Origin of the sequence: Psychrobacillus glaciei (genome assembly GCF_008973485.1) — a bacterium.
In the GTDB taxonomy this organism is placed as follows: domain Bacteria; phylum Bacillota; class Bacilli; order Bacillales_A; family Planococcaceae; genus Psychrobacillus; species Psychrobacillus glaciei.
Window position 1 is genome coordinate 2,029,382 of record NZ_CP031223.1, and the last position, 20,697, is coordinate 2,050,078.

Sequence of the window (20,697 nt, forward strand, 5' to 3'; positions counted from 1 at the left end):
AGTGAAACTGTTCCAAAGAGAGCCGGCAGATGCTGAAAGCCGGTGTTCAGTTCATTTATGAAAATCCTCTCTGAGAAGTCGAGCTGAAATTGAGTAAGTGAGACCGGGTGTCTACCGTTAAAAGGAACACGTATGATTGTACGTGGCTAAGTGCTATTGTGGAGGAGCGAATGCTTGCAATAGAATTAGGGTGGTATCACGGTTAAACCCGTCCCTTTTCCAGGGACGGGTTTTTTTGTATGTTTTATTAATAAAAATAGGAGTGATATCAAATGGTCAAAGCAAACGAAAAAGAATCGGTAATCGAGCGAGAAGAGCGGATTCGAGCGCAATGGGAGAAAGATAATATTTTTAAAAAGTCCATAGACGATAGAGAAGATTTCCCTTCATTTGTATTTTATGAAGGACCACCTACTGCAAATGGATTGCCGCATGTTGGTCACGCACTAGGTAGGACGATCAAAGATGTAGTTGCACGATATAAAACTATGACTGGACATCAAGTAATACGAAAGGCAGGTTGGGATACGCATGGATTACCAGTGGAGCTTGGAGTAGAAAAGCAATTAGGTATCTCAGGAAAAAGTGATATTGAAAAATATGGTGTAGAAGCTTTTATTGAAAAATGTAAAGAAAGTGTTTTTGTATATGAAAAACAGTGGCGAGAGTTTACAGAACAGCTAGGTTACTGGGTTGAAATGGATGATCCTTATTTAACTTTAAGTAATGATTATATTGAAAGTGAATGGAATATACTTGGCACAATTCATGAAAAAGGGTTACTACGAAAAGGTCACAGAGTATCCCCTTATTGTCCTAGTTGTCAAACTTCTCTTAGCTCACATGAAGTGTCACAAGGATATAAAAACGTAAAGGATTTATCTGCTACGGCTAAATTTAAAATAAAAGATCGTGAAAATGAGTACTTTCTTGGATGGACGACAACCCCTTGGACTTTACCAGCAAATGTTGCACTAGCAGTTAATCCTGCGTTGGAATATGTTCGCGCAAAACAAGGGCAAGATATTTTTATTGTTGCGAAAGCTTTAGTAAGCTCTGTATTAAAGGATAACTATGAAATACTTTCTGAACATCTAGGTGCAGATTTAAAAGACATTCCATATACGCCATTATTTGATTTTGTAAATGTGGAAATCGGACATCAAGTGGTCACTGCGGATTATGTATCTGCAGAAAGTGGAACAGGGATTGTCCATATAGCTCCTGCTTACGGTGAAGATGACTACAAAGTGGTGAAGGAAAATGGGTTATCCTTCGTAAATGTTGTAGATGAAAAAGGAAAGTATACTTCGGAAGTTATTGGTTTTGAAGGTCGATTTGTGAAAGATTGTGATGTAGATATTGTTCGCTATCTTGCGGAGAAGGGTTTACTTTACAGTAAAGAAAAGTACGAACATAGTTACCCTCATTGTTGGCGTTGTGATTCACCTCTATTGTATTATGCAAATGAAAGCTGGTTCATCCAAACAACAGCATTAAAAGAACAATTTATACAAAATAATGATACAGTTACCTGGTATCCCGAACATATCAAACAAGGCCGATTCGGAAACTTTTTAGAACAAATGGTGGACTGGAATATTAGTCGTAAACGCTATTGGGGCACACCGCTCAATGTTTGGGAATGCGAAGAATGTAATCATGAATATGCACCGAAAAGTATCGAAGAGCTAAAAAAGCATTCTATTCATCCTTTAGATGACGTTGAATTGCATAAGCCTTACGTAGATCATGTAAAGCTTCACTGTTCATGTTGTGGAGGGACTATGAAAAGAACTCCTGAAGTAATTGATGTTTGGTTCGATAGCGGCTCTATGCCTTTTGCACAATATCATTATCCATTTAAGAATAAAGAGCTTTTTGAAAAACAATTCCCAGCTGATATAGTCATCGAAGGAATTGATCAAACACGCGGATGGTTTTATAGCTTACTAGCTGTATCCACTTTATTTACCGGTAAAGCTCCGTACAAACGTGTACTATCGACGGGTCATATTTTGGATGAAAAGGGACAAAAAATGTCTAAGAGTAAGGGCAATGCTCTAGACCCTGTAGAGTTAATTCAAAAGTATGGAGCAGATGCACTAAGATGGGCATTATTAGTAGACAGCGCACCTTGGAATACAAAAAGGTTCTCGGAACGAATCGTACAAGAAGCAAAGTCAAAACTAGTTGATACACTAGACAATGTGCATAGTTTTTATTCGTTATACGCTCATTTAGATAACTACAATCCTAAAGCTGTGTACGAAGTAGAGAAAAATAAATTGGACGTTTGGATTTTATCTCGTTTGCATAGCACGATTAATATCGTTCGAACAAACTTAGAGGATTATCATTTCACAAACGCTGCAAGAGAAATTGCAAAGTTACTAGAGCAAGTAAGCAATTGGTATGTAAGACGTTCAAGAGAACGATTTTGGTCTAGTGATATGAACCCAGAAAAGGCTGCTGCATATGAAACGCTTTATGAAGTATTAACAAAAACTAGTCAATTGTTAGCACCATTAACTCCATTTCTTGCAGAAGATGTGTTTATGAATTTAACAGGGGAAAGTGTTCATTTATCGGATTTTCCAGAAGCAGATGAACGACTTATGAATGAGAAACTGGAAAAAGAAATGGATGCAGTTCTGCAAGTAGTAGAGTTAGGAAGAAGTATTCGAAATACTACTTCCTTGAAGGTAAAACAACCTTTAGGAAGTCTTTCATTTATGAGTTCTAAAAAGGATATAAACTGGAAATTATACGAAGATATCATTAAAGATGAGTTAAATGTGAAGGTATTTGAGCAAACGGAAAATGAAGGTAAGTTTGTAACTACAAAGCTAAAACTCGATTTCAAAAAATCGGGTGCGAAGTTTGGAAAGCAGTCGAATGCAATTAATGCTTGGCTTCAGTCAATAGAAGACAAAAAAGTAATAAAGTTTGTACAAGAGGGCTTTATGGAACATGAAAATAATATGGTAATGTTAGAAGATGTGCTGCTTGAAAACATTGCGAAAGAAGGATATGCTTCAGCAACAAATGGTGAATATACAGTTACTTTAGATATTTCTTTAACAGAAGAACTGATCCAAGAAGGACTGGTTCGTGAATTAATACGAGCAATACAAGCATATAGAAAACAATTGATGCTACCAATCGATATGCGTGTTGATATTGCTGTAAATACAGATGAAAAATTTCAACTAGTTATTGAAAAGTTTAAGCATATGCTCCAACAAAACTTGTTAATGCGTAATTTACTGATTACAAACAATACTCTAGAGGGAACAGAACTTACAATAGGATCTCACACAATTGCAATAGAAGTTACAACAGTAGACTGATTTACAAAATCGGATATAGAAATTTTTCTATATCCGATTTCTTAGACTTTATTAAACCCCATTGTTGATGTTCGTATTTACTTAATCGAAAATACTTGTTTACTCGGCAACTCAAGACAATTCAATTGCCCCCCGTATATTGCTCCTCCATCAATGCCAATGATTCGATTGCTTCCAAAATATACATTGTGATTTTCATCATCTTGGTGTAATAGATTTGTTTCTGTATGGCCAAATATAACGGTCTTTTCACCGTTGTATCCCTTATGAAACTCGTCTCTAATCCACACTAATATATATGGATCTGTCTCAGAGATAGGTGTTGTTGGGTGTACGCCAGCATGAACAAAAATATAATCTTCTGTTTCAATATAATTTTCTAGGCTTTGAATAAACTCTAAATGTTTCTTAAGTTCCTCCGATTCTAATCTAGGTTTTTGAAAATTTTCTTCACTAACTTCAATTTCTTTTTCGGAAAAACCATAGCTAAATAAGGTTTCATCCCCTCCACATCTCTTAACCCAGTGGTTCCAAGATCTCTCTACATCAGTCGTTAATGCTTTTATCATCATATCTTCATGATTACCTTTTAGTAATCGAGCTCCTGCTTCTTTTAAACTCATCGCTTTTTCAATAACACCATTTGAATTAGGGCCGCGATCTACATAATCACCTAATAAAATCAATTGGTCTATTTCTGGATCATAATCTGCTTCTGCAAGTAACTTTTCAAATTTCTCTAATTGACCGTGAATATCACTTATTACAAGAGTTCTTTTCATGTCTTTCTCTTCTTTCTATGTGTGTGTATTCTTCTAATTACTAATATCATATTAACCATATACAGTTAAATTGAAAAGCTTCGCATCAAAAATAGGGGTTAGTATTTGAGTAAGTATATTAATTATAAATATTTATTTTTGAATTTTCGTTGTTTTCTAAATATTAATTTGATATATTATCATCATGACTTATTAAAGTAGTTTAATAAGTTTTATATTTTAGGTGGTGGATAATGTGAAGGACTTAATAAATACCCCAAAATCTATGAAGAAAGTGATTCTTTACGGAATTCGTTCAACTCTTTTAGAGCTTGGTAGTGCAACAAAAGTTGAAATTAGCCAAAAATTAGGAATTAGTTTCCCGACAATAAGTAAATTCATAACTCAGCTGGAGTTGGATGGGGAACTTGTTTTAGTTGGTGTAGATGATTCAAGTGGTGGAAGAAGACCAAAACGTTATGCATATAATCCGGAACATATGTTAGGCTTGGCTATATTTTTAGAAAGAACTGATACAAATTATACAATTTTTAATTGTTTGGGTGTAGTAAAGGATCAGGGAAAAACGTCAAGTGTATTAATAGAGGATGGTCTAAAATTATTAACCAAGTTTATGGAAGAAATAATAGCTAAATATCCGAAGATTAGCTCCATAGCAATTGGTATACCAGGTGCGGTTAATAATGGGCGAATCTTTTATATACCAGGTTATGAGCATTTTCAAGATTTTGATATAAAAGGATACTTTGAAGAACATTTTTCTATACCTATAGTAGTTGAAAACGATATGAATGCTGCAGTTCTTGGATATTACAATGATAGGAGGAAAAATGAAAACCAATCTCTTATATACTTGTATTCCGGACAAAATGGACCAGGTGCAGGGATTATAGTAAACGGAAATGTGGTGCGAGGAAGTACTTTTTTCTCTGGAGAGGTTTCATTCGTCCCTCAGTATGATGATCGAAACTTTCTGCAAGCCTTGGGAAATAGAGACGAGCATCAGAAAATGTTTATCCGTAAAGAACATGAGATAGATGCAATAAGCCGTTTAGTAGCTACGTTTGTAGCCATCATTAACCCTCATACGATTATTTTTTGTAATGATGAAGTGAATAAATTAATACTAGAAAAAATTATAATAGGGAGTTCAAAATATATCCCAGTAGAACATCTACCAGAGATTACAATGAGTAATTGGGAACAAGATTATCTATATGGATTACAGAGTCTTGGACTTGAAATTATGATCACTGGAACAAGCAAGTAGAACGAACACGTCTGTTGATTAGTTAATTATTCCCAATAACATATGCGAATTAACTAAAGTTAACCAACAAAATATATTTTAGAAATAGGGAGGAGTATGCCTCCGCGCTTGCCGCACCTTGCATGAGCCAACTCGTGCTGCGCCCGAGTGGGTCTCATCCTTCGGCTCATGCGGCCCGACGCGCTCCGGCAATAAGTATCCTCATTTCTAAAAGGAAAATCCAATAAATGGCTGAATGAGACATAACAGGTTATGAGCGTGACATATTACCCTTTGAAAGCGACGAAACCTTTTCCGAGCGCGACAAACATCTCCTAGTAAAGCCTTTACTTGGCATGAGATGCACCTATTAATGGTGCACTATTTCAATGTTAAGCATATGCCTTAATATTGTAGGGTAATCGCACTGATTATCTAGCAAACTTCATTGGATTGGAGCAGCAGGCGGCGACTCCAGACGGAGGCCAACAGGATGTTGGTCACGAAGGCGTTGCCACACGATGTGGCGCTCTTAGCCTTCGTACCTCGGAGACAGATGAGCCATCACAAGCGGCGCGCATGCGACGGTACTTGCTCATCGCTCCCCCCCGCGGAAATCCTAGCGGTTACTAAGACGCACTATTTCTAAAGTGTCCAAAGTAAACCGAAAACGTGTAAATGCAAATGGATTCTATGAACCTTTTTTACTAAAATGTAAGAAGATAGTTAATCAACAGACGTATAGAACGAATTAGACATGAAATAGAACTCCAAAAATAAAATTTAAAGGTGGATTACATTTATGGCTACATTCTTTTTAGTAATTATCTACTTAGCTTTCATTAGCTTAGGGTTGCCCGATTCATTGTTGGGCGTAGCATGGCCGGTGATGCAATTGGAATTTAAAGCACCACTTGAGACTGCTGGCTATCTTTTTATGACAATAGCAGGTGGTACAATTATTTCCAGTTTAGCAAGCGGAACGATATTAAAACGGTTCGGAACTGGAAAAGTTACCTTTGTCAGTTGCTTAATGACTGCTGGTGCTTTGCTAGGTTTCGCTTTTGCTCCATCGTTTGTTTGGTTAATTATTTGTGCCATACCGCTTGGATTAGGTGCCGGATCTGTTGACGCGGGACTAAACAATTACGTTGCTACGCATTACAAAGCACACCATATGAGTTGGCTCCATTGCTTCTGGGGAGTTGGAGCTACAATTAGCCCCATCATTATGGCTCAATCAATTTCTGAGCAAAATTCTTGGAGACAGGGATACTTTGTTATTGCAGGAATTCAGTTTGCATTAGTTGTGATTCTTTTCTTCACTTTGCCTTTATGGAATAAAGTTGCAAAAAACAACAATAGTATAGCTAGTGAAAAATCTGAGGAGTCAAAAAGTGCACTTTATAATAATACCAAGCCATTGCAAATTAGGGGAGTAAAGCTAGCCCTAGTATCATTTTTATTTTATTGTGGCGTAGAAGCAACGATGGGTCTTTGGGGGAGTAGCTTTCTCGTAAATGTTAAGGATTTACCCGTAGCATCAGCTGCAAAATGGGTTTCTTTCTATTTCGGAGGAATAACAATCGGTAGATTTTTTGCAGGCTTTATTACGTTAAAGGTCAGTAACCGTACAATCATTCGGGTTGGGCAAATTACAGCATTAGCCGGTGCGGGGCTTCTATTATTGCCATTACCTTCTAGTTTCTCACTTGTAGGATTTATCATGATTGGATTGGGTTTAGCGCCGATATTTCCATCTATGTTGCATGAAACACCGACACGTTTTGGAAAGGAACATTCTCAGACAATTATGGGCTATCAAATGGCCGTTGCCTATACAGGTACTACGTTCATTCCGCCACTTCTTGGTTTCGGTGCATCTCATTTATCAATAGGCATTTTCCCGTTTTTTCTTGTTCTTTTTGCTGCAGCAATGCTATTAGGGTCAGAAAAATTAAATGTTTTATTGAATAAGGAGCAGAAAGTGGAATACTAATAATTACCGGTTATATAAGAATTGGTTAAAAACTTCTGTTGAGGTTGTTTCGTAAATGTAAAACGCAAAGCATATTTGAAGGTTAGGGAAATGTGGAATACATGAACTCCAAACTGTTAAATTGAATATCAAAGATTTGACGAAACCTCATCTGAATTAAAACATTAGATTTTGTATGAATGTACAGGAATAATATCCGCTCATTAATTTAGACCTTTGAATGATGTGGAGATATTAACTAATAGTAATATTTATATAATATTGCACGTCTGATGATTAGCTAGTTATTTCCAATAAAGGTATTGAAAATGACACCAATTCTGATTCGATAAATAACTGCTATTAGCTGTAAATTTTTTATAGTAAAAAAAGGGGAGGTTCTAGATGGAAACAAATCAAAGTATTCGTGATGCAATTGAAGTATCTATAAGATTTCTCGATTCTAATCCTGAATTTTACATCGGAAGTTGCGAAAACGGACGTAGAAAATGGAATGGGGCGTGGTGGCATATGGCAACTCTTTATGAAATGGGGGAGGTTAAACAAATTCCCAGTTCCGCTATTGCAAGAGCCAAATATTTGCTAGAAGTTCAAACTTGGCCAACTTTCGTCATATACCCCGATGATTATCCAACAAGTGAAGTCGATAAAATGAAGATGGACTGTTGCCATTGTGAGCTTGCTGAATATTATATGATTTTGATGGCCTATGGTTGTGATTTGGACAAGGAACTACCTTGGATTCGCGAATGGTTCCTTAAGCATCAGCTGTCTGATGGAGGATTGAACTGCGAACCTACAGCTTATACTAATTCTCATAAGAGCTCTATTGTTTCGACATTACCTCCGCTTGAGGCTATTCTGTTGTATACGAACCGACCGTTCACTCCTGAGGAAACCGTTTTCTTGGATCAAGGTGCACGTTACTTGATTGAACATCGTCTTGTATGTTCCAAAGAAAGTGGTAACATCATCGATATGGAGTGGCTGAATCCTTGTTTTCCAAGGTTTTTCGAATATGATATCTTGCGCGGTATGTCCTACTTGGTAGAATGGTCCCGGCGCAGGAACAAACCGTTACCCACCGACTTACTTAAAGAAGGAATGCATCGATTATATAGCCATATCGAAGCAACAGGCTTGCGCATAGGCAGGCAAGTATTCGATCCACAAGGAGCGTGGGGAGGACACACTTTTCCACTACTAGAAGAGGTAGCTAGAATTGGCGACGTTTCACCTTATCTAACTAGACAATTGACTGGAATTATTGAGCAATTGGAGCATTTCACTAATGAGTGAAACTGATAAAAAAATAAACTGCGAGCTATAAAAATGTATACCAATTAGTTAATAATTTCCAATATAACTTTGGGGAAAATACGTCAATTATTTGAATTACTTAATAATCCTCGAGCACATACAACGATCTATCTTTATGGTCCGGATGGCAATTCAGTTGAACTGATAACGCCAATTCGATTAGCTATAGAAGAAGATTTTGAAATGGTGACATTAGAAGAATGGTTGAAACGCCAATAGAATATAGTATTCATTTAAAGATGCTGTTCGAAGAGCTCGAATTAATTTCTTAAGAAAAATTTATATTTACTCTCAAAAATGATTTGACATTCGGAATTTTTCATACTATTATAAACAATAACTTTTATGTTCGGATACGGGTAGAAGGCACCGGGAGCGGTGTCGCCCATTGAACAGATGAGCCGAGATAAGATGAGCATAGCTGAGAAATTGTTTGAATAAGAGGAGTAACACTAGTGTGCAATGAAGAGAGTCAGTGGTTGGTGGGAACTGATTTGTAACTAGAGTGAATGGGCTTATGAGAGCTACCTTGAGAATGATTATTCGTTTTAGGGGTAGACGTATTTCCTACGTTACAGGAGTTGAAGTGGGAGTGATATCGCTCCAACTAGAGGTGGCAACGCGGTCAACACCGTCCTCTTCAAAGGGATTTTTCTGAATTCCTTTGAAGAGGGCTTTTTTTATTTCTTTTAGAAGAAAATAGTTGAGATGAGCAGAGGAGAGAATTAGATGAGAACTGAACAGGCAAGCTTTCGAACAACGATGAAAAAATTGAATGGGGATTCTTTGACTCCGATTTTAATTTTTAGAAGATTGAAAGGGGAACGGAAATTTTTATTGGAAAGTTCCGCGAAGCATGATAGCTCAGGTAGATATTCGTTTATAGGGGTAAATCCATTGAAATCGTATACTGGCCGTAATGGAAAATTAATTGAACACTTCTACGAGAATGGAAAAGAGTACACGCATGAAGGGAATGTATTTGACTTATTAAAAAGGTTAATACCAAGTATTCCAGATAATACAGGGCTACCATTTACAGGTGGAGCAGTTGGTTACATTAGCTATGAGGCAGGTAGGAATAAAAAGTCAACTTTAGAAGATGAAATCGGTTTACCAAGTGTCTATTTCAATGTTTATGAAACGCTCGTTATTTTTGATCATCAATTAGATGAAGTAACTCTTATAAATACAGACATCGGATCAGAAAGAGAAATACCTAATTTGGATTCTATAGAGGACCAAATTCTATTAAGAAGTGAAGAAAAAGAAGGCGAGATTCTAATATCTGAATACGCTTGTTCCGTAACACAACAACAATTTGAAGACCTTGTACGTAAAGCAAAAGACTATATCGAAAAAGGTGAAGTGGAACAAGTTGTGTTATCTCGTAGATTAGTAGCTAATTTTACAGGTGATCCATTTTCGTTATATCGAAAACTAAGAAAACGTAATCCTTCCCCATATATGTACTATATGGAATTTGATGATCATGTTATCGTTGGAACTTCACCAGAAAGTCTTGTTCAGGTAATTGATCGAAAAGTTGTAACAAACCCCATTGCGGGAACCCGTAGAAGGGGTAGAACTGCAGAAGAGGATGTTTCACTCGAAAAAGAACTGTTAAGTGACCCTAAAGAGATTTCTGAACATAATATGCTTGTTGATCTTAGTATCAAGGAATTAGGAAAAGTTTGTGTGCCAGAATCTGTACAAGTAATAAACTATAAGAAATTAGTTCGGTATGAACATGTCATGCATATTGTATCGGAAGTAGAAGGAATATTATCACCGGTATTGCATCCGCTTGATGGACTCATGTCATGTTTTCCAGCTGGAACTGTAACAGGATCACCAAAACAACGTTCAATAGAAATTATTGAAGAATTAGAGTTTATGCAACGTAGTTTTTATGGAGGCTCTATTGGATACATCGGATTTAATGGAAATATGGACTTTGCTCTAACGATACGTACAATGCTTTTAAAAGATGGGAAAGTTTTTGTACAAGCAGGTGCAGGTATTGTTGCAGAATCCAAACCTAAATTGGAATATAAAGAAACCTTTAATAAAGCACGCTCCTTATTAGAAGTGTTGAACTAATTGTTTAGTATATTGAAGAGCTGAGACGAGGAGAGATTGAGATGAGAAGTTTTATAGAGAAAGTAGAAATGAACGAGCATTTACTGTATGAAGAAATGATTGAGGTTTCTCGTTTAATGTTTAATGAAACAACAGATTTACAACATATCTCCGATTTTCTACTTGCACTATCTAAAAAAGGAGAAACTGCTTCCGAAATAGCGGCACTTGCTTCCGTTATGAAATCATTTTCTTTAAAAATAGACTCCCCTAAAGGAGATTATATGGATAATTGTGGAACTGGTGGTGATAACTTAAACAGTTTCAACATCAGTACGACAGCTGCATTTGTATTAGCAGGAGAAGGAGCTTCTATTGCGAAACACGGAAATAGAAAAATTACAAGTGCAGCAGGTAGCACAGATGTTTTAGAGGCATTGGGTATCCCTTCCGATATCAATACAGAGGCATCAATGGATTTACTGGTACGTGAGGGACTTACTTTTCTATATGCTCCAACTATTCATCCAAAATTAAAGCGAATAGGATTCGTACGACGACAGATTGGTAAAGCAACCATTTTTAATTTAATTGGGCCACTAACGAATCCAGTGTCTTTAAAAAGTCAATATACGGGTATCAGTAGACCGGGATATACGATGGAATATGCATCCGTTTTACAGATGCTTGGAAGAGAAAGAGCGATTGTCGTGTGCGGAGCAAGAGGAATGGATGAGGCATCTCTTGCAGGACAAAATGAATTTGCTTTAGTTGATAAAGGCGATTTAATTCCTTTTACATTAACACCAGAAGATGTTGGACTAACCTCTGCTCCAATATCAGCAATACGAGGTGGTAATGCACAGGAAAATGCGACAATTATGAAAACAGTACTCCAAGGAGAGCGTAGTCCATATTTTGATACGGTCATTTTTAACGCAGGAATTGGCTTTTTTACAAATGGTATGGTCAGTAATATTCCGGAAGGTATAAAACTTGCGACCGATAGTATTTTATCTGGAAAAGCTTTAGAAAAATTAGAAGCAGTTATTGCATTTACTAGAAGTGCCCGTAAACGGGAGGTAGTTCAATGACGACTATTTTAGATAAGATTCTTCTTGAGAAAAAGAAACAGATTGAAATAATGTTAGAGAATGATGTTCCATTACAGGAGCATAAAATCACACGCCCATCTTTGTTCGATCAATTATATGGTACGGAGCATTTGCAAATCATTTCGGAAATAAAGCGTGCATCTCCATCTAAGGGATTAATTGCAGCAGGAGTAAACCCTGTCGTACTAGCAAACGCCTATTATGAGGCAGGTGCTGTGTGTATTTCCGTCTTGACAGATACACCCTTTTTTCAAGGCTCATTCCAAGATTTAGCGGTAGTTTCTGATACAGTTCCTATCGCGTTATTATGTAAAGATTTTATACTTCATAAAGTACAAATTGATCAAGCGATTAATGCTGGTGCATCCGTCATTCTTTTAATAGTTGCAGCATTAAGCGAAAAAGAACTACAAAACCTTTATGAATATGCTACATCTGAAGGCTTAGAAGTATTGGTAGAGATACATGATTCAATTGAATTGGAAACTGCTTTAAAAATGGGAGCTAAGCTCATAGGAGTAAATAATCGAGATTTACGCAGTTTTGAAGTGGACTTATCCCGTACAACTGAGATTGCCTCGATATTCCCTTTCCATGAAAAGCGAGTATTGATAAGTGAAAGTGGTATTCGGAATGTCGAAGATGCTGCCCAAGTAGCAAGATATGGTGCAAGTGCAGTGCTTGTAGGAGAATCGCTTATGAAAATTGGAGATGTAAGAGCTACTATAAATGACTTAAAAGTGAAACGAGGGGTTATCACTCCATGACGAAAGTAAAGATTTGTGGACTGATGGAAAAAGAGCATGTACAAGTAGCCATAGATGCTGGAGCAGATGCTATTGGCTTTGTGTTTGCACCGAGTAAGCGAAAACTAACGATTAAACAAGCAAAACTACTTGCTGAAGATATTCCTCCGAACATTTTAAAAGTTGGTGTATTTGTGAATCCATCGAAAGAAGAGTTAGAAACTGCTTTTCGAGAAGTACAATTAGATCTGGTTCAATACCATGGCAATGAAACACAAGAGATAATTCAATCAAACCGTTTCCCTTCCATTAAAGCAATTTCTATAATATTTGCAGAAGATGTTGAACGGGCAAAAGATTATACTACCAATTATTACTTATTTGATGCCCCAGGTACGGATTATCAAGGGGGGAGCGGAGTTACTTTTGATTGGAAATTAATGAAGGTAAATAGCATAGCGGAAGACAAAATTATTTTAGCTGGTGGATTGAATCCTTCCAATGTCAAAGAAGCAATTGAACGAGTTAATCCCTATATGTTGGATGTATCGAGTGGAGTAGAGATAGATGGAAGAAAAGATGCTGAGTTGATACGTGCGTTTATTCGCGCTGTTAAAGTGGAGGAGAGATGAACAAATGGTACAAACAAAAGTAGGGCGATATGGTCGTTTTGGTGGTCAGTATGTCCCGGAAACCTTGATGACTGCACTAATTGAATTAGAACAAGCTTATGAAGAAGCAATAACGGATCCTTCTTTTGCAAAAGAAGTGGATTATTATTTAAAAGACTATGTAGGTCGTGAAACACCTCTATACTATGCAGAACGCTTAACAAAAGAACTTGGCGGGGCAAAGATTTACTTAAAAAGAGAAGATCTAAACCATACTGGAGCGCATAAAATCAATAATACGATTGGTCAGGCTCTTCTTGCAATGCGTATGGGTAAAAAGAAAATAGTTGCAGAAACAGGAGCAGGGCAACACGGAGTCGCAACAGCAACAGTTTGTGCGCTATTCGATTTAGAATGCGTTGTTTTCATGGGGAAAGAAGATGTGCGCAGACAGGAACTAAATGTTTTCCGCATGGAATTACTCGGTGCAAAAGTCGTGTCAGTTGATCAAGGTTCGGGAACGCTTAAGGATGCGGTAAACGAAGCGCTTCGTTACTGGGTGTCCAATGTAGAGGATACTCATTATATTTTAGGCTCGGCACTTGGCCCACATCCATTTCCTCGAATTGTTCGGGATTTTCAACGCGTAATTGGAGTGGAAACGCGGAAGCAAATTCTTGCTATTGAAGGAAGATTACCAGATGTTGTTGTTGCGTGTGTAGGTGGAGGGAGTAATGCAATAGGAATGTTTCACCCTTTTGTTGAAGATGAAGAAGTAGCGCTTTACGGCGTAGAAGCAGGCGGGAAAGGCATTTCTACTGGGAAACATGCCTCTGCTGTAGCGGAACCAAAAGAAGGTGTTTTACACGGTGCATATATGTATATTTTGCAGGATGAAAACGGGTTTATCCAAGAAGCACATTCTATTTCTGCAGGACTTGATTACCCTGCCGTTGGTCCAGAACATAGTTATTTACATGATATCGGTCGCGTGAAATATACTTCTGTTACAGATTTAGAAGCAATGGAAGGATTACAGCTACTCTCGAAAAAGGAAGGCATCATTCCAGCATTGGAAAGTGCACATGCCCTTCATTTTGCAGCAGGATTAGCAAAAGAAATGAATTCAGAACAGATTTTAGTTATTTGTCTTTCAGGTCGGGGCGATAAAGATGTTCAGACGGTGAGAGATGTATTAGGAGGAAAATAAGTGGAGAAAAAGCGATTAACGGATGCGATTGTAGCAAGTAATCATAAAGGGGAAAAAGCGTTTATTCCATATATAATGGCTGGAGACGGTGGGATAGAAACACTAAAAACAAAACTTCTATTTCTCCAGAAAGCAGGTGTAACGGCTATTGAAGTCGGAATTCCTTTTTCGGATCCAGTAGCGGATGGAAAAACGATTCAACAAGCGGGTGAAAGGGCGATTTCAAAAGGAACGACCCTTCGCTTAATAATGAAGGAAATAGAAACATTTTATAAACAAATAACAGTACCACTTGTGCTAATGACCTATTACAATCCTTTATTAAGTTACGGAATAGATTTATTTGCAGCAGATTGTGTGCGTATTGGCATTGGAGGAATAATTGTACCTGATTTGCCTTTAGAGGAAAGTGATATTCTTCGAAATGCACTTGTAGGGACAGACGTTGCACTCGTTCCCTTAGTTTCGTTAACAAGTCCACCTGATCGAATTGCTAAAATTACAGCAGTTGCAGAGGGGTTTATTTACGCAGTAACAGTCAATGGTATTACAGGTATACGTAATGCTTTTGATAAAACGTTGGAGCAGCATTTAGCGAATTTAAAAGAACAAAGCACTATTCCAGTTCTCGCAGGGTTCGGTATTTCTACGCCTGAACAAGTGGAAAGCATGGTTGCAATAGCGGATGGCGTTATCGTAGGAAGTGCAATTGTAGAAGCATTTCATCATCAAGATATAAATACAATTCAAACGCTTATCCAAGCATCTAATAAGAACGTTTTTAACTAAAGAAGAGTAGCTATTTCCATGGGGATAGCTACTCTTTTTATGGAAATACTAACGTCTGCAAGTTGGAGAGTGAATGCAACAAGAGATAGTCGCATAGACAAAGCGTTATTACCACTTTCTTTATGCAGATTCCTCCTTTTCAATATCTTCCACTTTAACAAACTTAAACACGAGGAATAAAAGAACTAGTCCGAGGACACCAACTGTAATATAGCTTACATTGAGATAATTTTTCATGACCAGTGACATGATTGGAGGACCTGCAGCAACGCCGATAAACCTTGCAGAGCTGTAGAAAGAAGTAACAGTTCCTCGCTCTTCTTTTTTTATGTTTCCCGTGATTATCGCGTCTAGCACTGGAAGTAATGCACCAATTGCTATACCCACTATGCTCGTCACAACTAAAAGGAGAAATAATTTTTCTTTTGTAAAGCCAACAAAAATTACACTAGCCGAAGTGACGATCAAACAAATAATCATCATTCGTTTTATTACTGGCAAACTTCCTTTAATCTTTCGACCAGTAATAAAAGAAGCAATACAAAGTAATAAAAGGGGGATAGCTAGAACGAACCCTTTCTTGATTCCTTTTATATCATGTGCTTTTTCAAGGTTTTCGGATAAGAAGAATAACACACCGAATAGTATTAGCATCCCATATATGCCCATTAGGAAAACAGTATATAACCATTTTCCTTCCAACTTAAAAGTTTTCTTAATGTTGCTTAGGAAATCTTTCAATTTAATTGGTTCATCCATTTCCTTGGGAACTTTCACAAAGAAAAAGATAAGAATAATGGATATCAGACTGAAGATAGAAATGGAGAAGAAAGGTAAAAACCATAAGAAGGCTGCAAAAACGGATCCCAATATCGGACTTAACACTTTACCGAATGTGTTAGAAGTTTCAATGATTCCTAAACAGGAGCTTGTCTTTTCATCATCGCCCTTATACAAATCACCGACAAGTGGCAAAACAATCGGCATCGCACCTGAAGCTCCGACACCTTGTAAAACCCTTCCTATTATAATCCATGTATATGGATTATCCATTTTCCAAGAAGCAAAGCCAGCAATTAATCCTCCAATAAGTGCGAGTATTAAACTTGGCAAAATGACTTTTTTTCTGCCAAAACGATCGGATAGATAACCAGCAACAGGTATGAGAAAAATAGCCGCAACTGAATAGCTAGTAATGATCATACTCGATTGAAAAGATGAAATTCCAACTTTTTTCTCTAATATAGGCAGCACCGGAATTAGCATAGAGTTGCCAAGGGTCATAACTAGAGGAATGGAGGCGAGACTTAAGATGCACCAAATACTAACTTTATTTTCAACATTGTTCGTGTTTTCCATTGGACACCTCAAATAAATCATTAGTAAGAGGTATGATTCCCAAGCTTTGCGTTATTATGCTTCTACATCTTAAAACAGTGAGTGATATGCTCGAATACCAAAATAAATTCCAAATCCAATCATAGATAATGAAGAAACCAACGAGATTATTTTCAATAATGGGCCTGATAATACCTTCCGAGATGTACTAGAAATAACCGACATAAAAAGATCGACCAATGCTATTCCAAGTAAAATCGTTATACTAAAAAAGATAACTTCAATACCCGACGTATTTCCAGAGCCTCCAACAAGGATGGAGCCATATATACCTAACCAAAAGAGAATGGTCAATGGGTTTAACAATGCCATTAAGAGACCTGCTAACATGGAATGTCGCAAACGAACAACCTTTTTATGTTTTGTATTAGTGGATATAGTATGTAAGGTTAAAATATTTTCAATTCCTGTATACATAAGCACAAAAAAGCCGAAAGACCATAAAAATGTTTTCATAAATGGAGAATCGATAAACTGAGCAACGCCAAAGTAGACCATTAGCATATATAAAATGTCGGTCACGATAGCACCCATACTAAAGAACCAAGCATGGTAAAAACCATTTTTAATACCTGTATTTAATAAAGTTGCTTTTACCGGACCAATTGGTGCTGCTAAGGAAACACCTAGAAGGAAGTAGGTTGCCAATGAATTCATAAAATGGAGCCCTCCGTAAAAATGATTTCTTAGCATCATATTCGGACGCGACGGGATGTACGACTCATCAATGCAAATTTTATTTTCGTGGAATAAATTGAAAACAATGGATAGTAAAAACGAATAGATATAGGTATACTGAAAAAAGTGACTGATAATTCTAATTTCCATAGAAAATGAAGGTGATCTTAACATGAATAATGTACTTGATACAGAGAAATTAGCACACTTTTTAGCAGAAATGAATAGTGAGCCTAAACATCATATTGGATATTGTGGCTCTGAGGAAAAAGAAATATTACATACACTTCTTCATGAGTTTTCAGATTTGGATTTATCAGAGTCATTTGCTGTAGCATACGCCAATGATGAAATAGTAGGGGCATTAGGTTTTGATATCGATAAGGAAAGTAAAAGTGCAGAAGTGTGGGGACCGTTCATTAGAGATTGTCCAAATTTTAGTATGTTTGCAAACGATTTGTGGGAAAAGTTACATGAGCTTGTCCCTATGGAAATAAAAACCTATAGTTTTTTTGTAAATAAACAAAATTCGAATGTGTGGAACTTTGCAGTAGAAAAGAATGCGATAGAAAAAGGAAGTCATCTAATATTGGAAGCTTTACGACATAGCTTTCATAACCCTAAACATAAAGACATCGTAAAATATAAGTCTTCCTATAAAAACACCTTTTTTGAGCTACATGAACTTGCTTTTCCAAACACATATTATAATGCCAAAGAAATTGTAAATCGTCTAGATGAGGACAATTTATTACTAATCATGCAGGATGTAGATGAAAAGATAAAAGGATATGTATATGTAGAAGCAGATCCGGTGCATAGGGAAGGCACAATTGAATATATTGCTGTTTCTCCATCCTATCGTAAACAAGGGATTGGAAAGACACTAATAAGAGCAGCATTAAGCCATCTTTTTTCTTATGAAGAGATAAAAGAGGTTTCTCTATGTGTAGGATCACATAATGAAAAAGCTATTCACTTATATCAAGCTGCTGGTTTTCATAAGAAACATGGACTGATTTCTTTTGTTACGGAATAATAATGAAAACTACCCTTTTCGAGTAGTTCTCTCTTCGTAATTTGTTTCATGTTTCGTATCTCCAAGAATTTGATTGTTTTCTTTTAAGTCCGGATCCATTCCCATCATCATATCATCGAATGGCGTATAGTTGCTACGAGGTAACCGTTTCTTTTTAATTAGCTGATAAACGATACGACCGATAAGTAATAGGGAAAGAACTAAGTAAACGATGCTTAATACATTCAAAATTTTCACCCCTTTTTTATATTATTCTATTCAGAAGGGGAAAAACCCTTTTATACTTTTTTGGGAGGAGTATTTTTCATGCACAAAGAATTGGAACGAGCGATTAATCTACGGAACGAGGGTAAAAAAGAGGAGTCAAACGATCTATTGCTAAAATTAGTAAAAGCCTTTCCTGCTGATGCAACCATCCACTATCAATGTGCATGGAGTTATGATGTATTAGGAGAAGAATCAAAGGCAGTACCCTATTATGAAAAAGCAATTGAATTAGGACTCTCGCAGGATGAATTAGAAGGAGCATTATTAGGTTTAGGAAGTACGTATAGAACACTTGGCGAATATGAAAAGTCAAAACAAGTATTTATAAAAGGAATCGAATTATTTCCAAGTAATAAAGCAATCCAAGTTTTCTATTCTATGACACTCTATAACTTAAAAGAGTATCAGAGTGCGATGGATCTATTATTAAAATGTTTGATAGAAACAACGAAAGACGATGAAATATTGAGCTATCAAAAAGCAATTCTTTTTTATGCTGATAAACTTAACGACGTTTGGAAGTAAAGACCCAACCTTTTCTTTTTTTGGAAAGAATACTCTTCCTCATTCTGAAATAGAATATATAAGCACTTATAATTCTATTATACGAAAGGGGAAAAGAGAGAATGGGTGTCCGATTTCTTCAAATTGCGGTAGTCTATTTTGCTATTGGGGTTACTTTAGGTCTCTATATGTCTATGGCGCATGATTACGAGTTAAAAGGAGTACACGTACACATCAATCTTTTAGGTTGGGCTTCATTTGCATTAGCTGGATTTGTGTATCATTTATTTCCAAACACGAGTAAAAACCTTTATGCAAAGCTCCATTTTTGGAGTGCAAACATTGGACTTCCACTAATGATGATAGCACTTACAGTTCTTATTTTGAACGGGTCGGAAGTTGCAACGATCTTCACAGCAATTGGAGGAGTACTAGTTGTATTTAGTGTAATCATTTTCGCAATCAACGTATTAATAAACGTAAGATCAACAAATTAGTTTAAATAAAGCCGCTCCGTTATTCTAATTATGAATAACGGAGCGGCTTTTTGATATGTAAAATTTATGTTGCGAACTATCTGAAAATAATGTAAGGTGAAAATTCGTTGTTCAAAAATTTCCAATATAGAAAAAACGAGGAGGTACAGAATGAATAAGTTTAATATACAGTTTCTAAATAAGTGCTCCTATTTTCACTTAATAGAAGAAGGATTTTCAGAAGATGAAAAATGGTGTGTTGACCAGACCTATTTACTTCGCATTGCACCACATCGAGATATTAATAAATTAACAAAACAAGCTGAATTAATAAATAAAGTTCATTCATTAGACAGTCATATCCCACAGGTGCATGATGTCGGGATGTATAAGGATAGGGCGTATATGATTTTAGATTATATAATCGGAGAAAATGGGGAAGAAGTTTTACCTTTAAAAAGTGAAATAGAACAATACAAAATTGGAATTCAAGTAGGGGATACGCTTAGTAAAATGCATAGTTTCCACGCGCCAGTCGGCTTTCCATCTTGGGAAGAAACATGGCGAAATAGAATAGAAATACAAGCACCCCGATTTAGACCAATCGTTGAACAAAATCCGCATTATCAAAACATTTTACCATTTATTCAAAACAACTTGCATTTATTGAAGGACAGACCAAGCTGTGTTCAGCATTATGATTTTCATCCTGGAAATATATTAGTTCAAGAAGATACTTTTACCGGTTTAATAGATATGCAAAAAATTACATACGCGGATCCCATCAACGAATTTTATAAAATGGAATATTTCAATGTCCCTATTAGTAGAAACTATTCAAAAGGTGTTTTAGATGGTTATCATGATAGTCAACCTATTCCTGATTCTTTTTGGAAGTTACATCGTTTGTATGCAGCGATGCATCTTGTATTTGCTGAGGTTTGGGGACATGAAGGTGGTATAAATCAATTGGACAAGTTTCAAAAGTATACTAGATTTACAATAGGTCAGTTTGATGAATTTAAGTTACTTGTTCCGAAATGGTATAGTAATTTTAAAAAATGATCCATTATTTAGGT

General features: G+C 36.5%; 18 protein-coding genes and 2 other annotated features (1 of these 20 running past the window's edge). Of the genes, 14 read left to right on the top strand and 4 right to left on the bottom strand.

Annotated features, from left to right (window positions below):
- Positions 1-219: a binding site (T-box leader), on the top strand; it begins 28 nt to the left of the window's first position.
- 53 nt (positions 220-272) lie between these two features.
- Positions 273-3,353 (top strand): isoleucine--tRNA ligase, encoded by a 3,081-nt coding sequence (gene ileS, locus PB01_RS09395; protein ID WP_151699965.1) that lies wholly within the window; start codon positions 273-275, stop codon positions 3,351-3,353.
- A gap of 77 nt (positions 3,354-3,430) precedes the next feature.
- Here ileS and PB01_RS09400 read toward each other — a convergent pair whose 3' ends face one another.
- Positions 3,431-4,135, bottom strand: a complete 705-nt coding sequence (locus tag PB01_RS09400) for a metallophosphoesterase family protein (protein ID WP_151699966.1) — start codon at positions 4,133-4,135, stop codon at positions 3,431-3,433.
- A 265-nt stretch (positions 4,136-4,400) separates the two neighbouring features.
- Here PB01_RS09400 and PB01_RS09405 point away from each other — a divergent pair, with 265 nt between their 5' ends.
- The 9 genes from PB01_RS09405 (at position 4,401) to trpA (ending at position 15,256) form a co-directional block, all read left to right on the top strand.
- Positions 4,401-5,405, top strand: coding sequence for an ROK family transcriptional regulator (locus PB01_RS09405; RefSeq protein ID WP_151702016.1), 1,005 nt, complete (start codon positions 4,401-4,403; stop codon positions 5,403-5,405).
- Between the two features lie 781 nt (positions 5,406-6,186).
- Positions 6,187-7,383 carry an MFS transporter gene (locus tag PB01_RS09410; RefSeq protein ID WP_151699967.1) on the top strand — a complete coding sequence of 399 codons (1,197 nt, stop codon included), beginning with the start codon at positions 6,187-6,189 and terminating at the stop codon, positions 7,381-7,383.
- Positions 7,384-7,767: 384 nt separating this feature from the next.
- Positions 7,768-8,682 (top strand): hypothetical protein, encoded by a 915-nt coding sequence (locus tag PB01_RS09415; RefSeq protein WP_151699968.1) that lies wholly within the window; start codon positions 7,768-7,770, stop codon positions 8,680-8,682.
- 445 nt (positions 8,683-9,127) lie between these two features.
- Positions 9,128-9,345, top strand: a binding site (T-box leader).
- An 87-nt stretch (positions 9,346-9,432) separates the two neighbouring features.
- Positions 9,433-10,806 (top strand): anthranilate synthase component I family protein, encoded by a 1,374-nt coding sequence (locus PB01_RS09420; protein ID WP_151699969.1) that lies wholly within the window; start codon positions 9,433-9,435, stop codon positions 10,804-10,806.
- Between the two features lie 41 nt (positions 10,807-10,847).
- Positions 10,848-11,879, top strand: coding sequence for an anthranilate phosphoribosyltransferase (trpD, locus tag PB01_RS09425; protein WP_192797532.1), 1,032 nt, complete (start codon positions 10,848-10,850; stop codon positions 11,877-11,879).
- Entirely contained in the window at positions 11,876-12,667 is a 792-nt protein-coding gene (gene trpC / locus PB01_RS09430) for an indole-3-glycerol phosphate synthase TrpC (protein WP_151699971.1), read from the top strand. The genes trpD and trpC overlap by 4 nt, the downstream gene beginning before the upstream one ends.
- Positions 12,664-13,278, top strand: a complete 615-nt coding sequence (locus PB01_RS09435; RefSeq protein WP_151699972.1) for a phosphoribosylanthranilate isomerase — start codon at positions 12,664-12,666, stop codon at positions 13,276-13,278. The genes trpC and PB01_RS09435 overlap by 4 nt, the downstream gene beginning before the upstream one ends.
- 4 nt (positions 13,279-13,282) lie before the next feature.
- Complete coding sequence (trpB, locus tag PB01_RS09440; protein WP_151699973.1) at positions 13,283-14,467, top strand: tryptophan synthase subunit beta; 1,185 nt, start codon at positions 13,283-13,285, stop codon at positions 14,465-14,467.
- Positions 14,468-15,256, top strand: coding sequence for a tryptophan synthase subunit alpha (gene trpA / locus PB01_RS09445; protein WP_151699974.1), 789 nt, complete (start codon positions 14,468-14,470; stop codon positions 15,254-15,256). It begins immediately after the preceding gene.
- A gap of 120 nt (positions 15,257-15,376) precedes the next feature.
- On the opposite strand, the gene PB01_RS09450 is transcribed toward trpA, so the two are convergent.
- Both PB01_RS09450 and PB01_RS09455 read right to left on the bottom strand, forming a co-directional pair.
- The gene (locus PB01_RS09450) at positions 15,377-16,615 is read right to left on the bottom strand and encodes an MFS transporter (RefSeq protein ID WP_151699975.1); all 1,239 of its coding nucleotides are present in this window, start codon (positions 16,613-16,615) and stop codon (positions 15,377-15,379) included.
- Between the two features lie 69 nt (positions 16,616-16,684).
- Complete coding sequence (locus PB01_RS09455; RefSeq protein ID WP_151699976.1) at positions 16,685-17,311, bottom strand: LysE family transporter; 627 nt, start codon at positions 17,309-17,311, stop codon at positions 16,685-16,687.
- 193 nt (positions 17,312-17,504) lie between these two features.
- On the opposite strand from PB01_RS09455, the gene PB01_RS09460 reads away from it, so the two are divergent.
- Complete coding sequence (locus PB01_RS09460; protein ID WP_151699977.1) at positions 17,505-18,371, top strand: GNAT family N-acetyltransferase; 867 nt, start codon at positions 17,505-17,507, stop codon at positions 18,369-18,371.
- A 9-nt stretch (positions 18,372-18,380) separates the two neighbouring features.
- Here the strand turns inward: PB01_RS09460 and PB01_RS09465 are convergent, their stop codons facing one another.
- Positions 18,381-18,599 carry a DUF3951 domain-containing protein gene (locus PB01_RS09465; protein ID WP_151699978.1) on the bottom strand — a complete coding sequence of 73 codons (219 nt, stop codon included), beginning with the start codon at positions 18,597-18,599 and terminating at the stop codon, positions 18,381-18,383.
- 78 nt (positions 18,600-18,677) lie between these two features.
- Between PB01_RS09465 and PB01_RS09470 the strand changes: the two genes are divergently transcribed.
- From PB01_RS09470 to PB01_RS09480, 3 genes are all read left to right on the top strand, one after another.
- Positions 18,678-19,163: a tetratricopeptide repeat protein gene (locus PB01_RS09470; RefSeq protein WP_151699979.1), complete on the top strand. Its 486-nt coding sequence runs from the start codon at positions 18,678-18,680 to the stop codon at positions 19,161-19,163.
- A gap of 101 nt (positions 19,164-19,264) precedes the next feature.
- Positions 19,265-19,639 carry a cytochrome-c oxidase gene (locus PB01_RS09475; RefSeq protein ID WP_151699980.1) on the top strand — a complete coding sequence of 125 codons (375 nt, stop codon included), beginning with the start codon at positions 19,265-19,267 and terminating at the stop codon, positions 19,637-19,639.
- Positions 19,640-19,789: 150 nt separating this feature from the next.
- Positions 19,790-20,683, top strand: a complete 894-nt coding sequence (locus PB01_RS09480; RefSeq protein ID WP_151699981.1) for an aminoglycoside phosphotransferase family protein — start codon at positions 19,790-19,792, stop codon at positions 20,681-20,683.
- Positions 20,684-20,697: the final 14 nt, after the last annotated feature.

Excerpts from the sequence above, each read along its gene's own strand:
- PB01_RS09400 (WP_151699966.1), bottom strand. The coding sequence starts at position 4,135 with ATGAAAAGAACTCTTGTAATAAGTGATATTCACGGTCAATTAGAGAAA.
- PB01_RS09460 (WP_151699977.1), top strand. The coding sequence starts at position 17,505 with ATGAATAATGTACTTGATACAGAGAAATTAGCACACTTTTTAGCAGAA.
- PB01_RS09450 (WP_151699975.1), bottom strand. The coding sequence starts at position 16,615 with ATGGAAAACACGAACAATGTTGAAAATAAAGTTAGTATTTGGTGCATC.
- trpD (WP_192797532.1), top strand. The coding sequence starts at position 10,848 with ATGAGAAGTTTTATAGAGAAAGTAGAAATGAACGAGCATTTACTGTAT.
- PB01_RS09435 (WP_151699972.1), top strand. The coding sequence starts at position 12,664 with ATGACGAAAGTAAAGATTTGTGGACTGATGGAAAAAGAGCATGTACAA.
- PB01_RS09410 (WP_151699967.1), top strand. The coding sequence starts at position 6,187 with ATGGCTACATTCTTTTTAGTAATTATCTACTTAGCTTTCATTAGCTTA.
- ileS (WP_151699965.1), top strand. The coding sequence starts at position 273 with ATGGTCAAAGCAAACGAAAAAGAATCGGTAATCGAGCGAGAAGAGCGG.
- PB01_RS09470 (WP_151699979.1), top strand. The coding sequence starts at position 18,678 with ATGCACAAAGAATTGGAACGAGCGATTAATCTACGGAACGAGGGTAAA.
- PB01_RS09455 (WP_151699976.1), bottom strand. The coding sequence starts at position 17,311 with ATGAATTCATTGGCAACCTACTTCCTTCTAGGTGTTTCCTTAGCAGCA.
- PB01_RS09480 (WP_151699981.1), top strand. The coding sequence starts at position 19,790 with ATGAATAAGTTTAATATACAGTTTCTAAATAAGTGCTCCTATTTTCAC.
- PB01_RS09420 (WP_151699969.1), top strand. The coding sequence starts at position 9,433 with ATGAGAACTGAACAGGCAAGCTTTCGAACAACGATGAAAAAATTGAAT.
- trpC (WP_151699971.1), top strand. The coding sequence starts at position 11,876 with ATGACGACTATTTTAGATAAGATTCTTCTTGAGAAAAAGAAACAGATT.
- trpB (WP_151699973.1), top strand. The coding sequence starts at position 13,283 with ATGGTACAAACAAAAGTAGGGCGATATGGTCGTTTTGGTGGTCAGTAT.
- PB01_RS09415 (WP_151699968.1), top strand. The coding sequence starts at position 7,768 with ATGGAAACAAATCAAAGTATTCGTGATGCAATTGAAGTATCTATAAGA.
- PB01_RS09475 (WP_151699980.1), top strand. The coding sequence starts at position 19,265 with ATGGGTGTCCGATTTCTTCAAATTGCGGTAGTCTATTTTGCTATTGGG.
- PB01_RS09405 (WP_151702016.1), top strand. The coding sequence starts at position 4,401 with ATGAAGAAAGTGATTCTTTACGGAATTCGTTCAACTCTTTTAGAGCTT.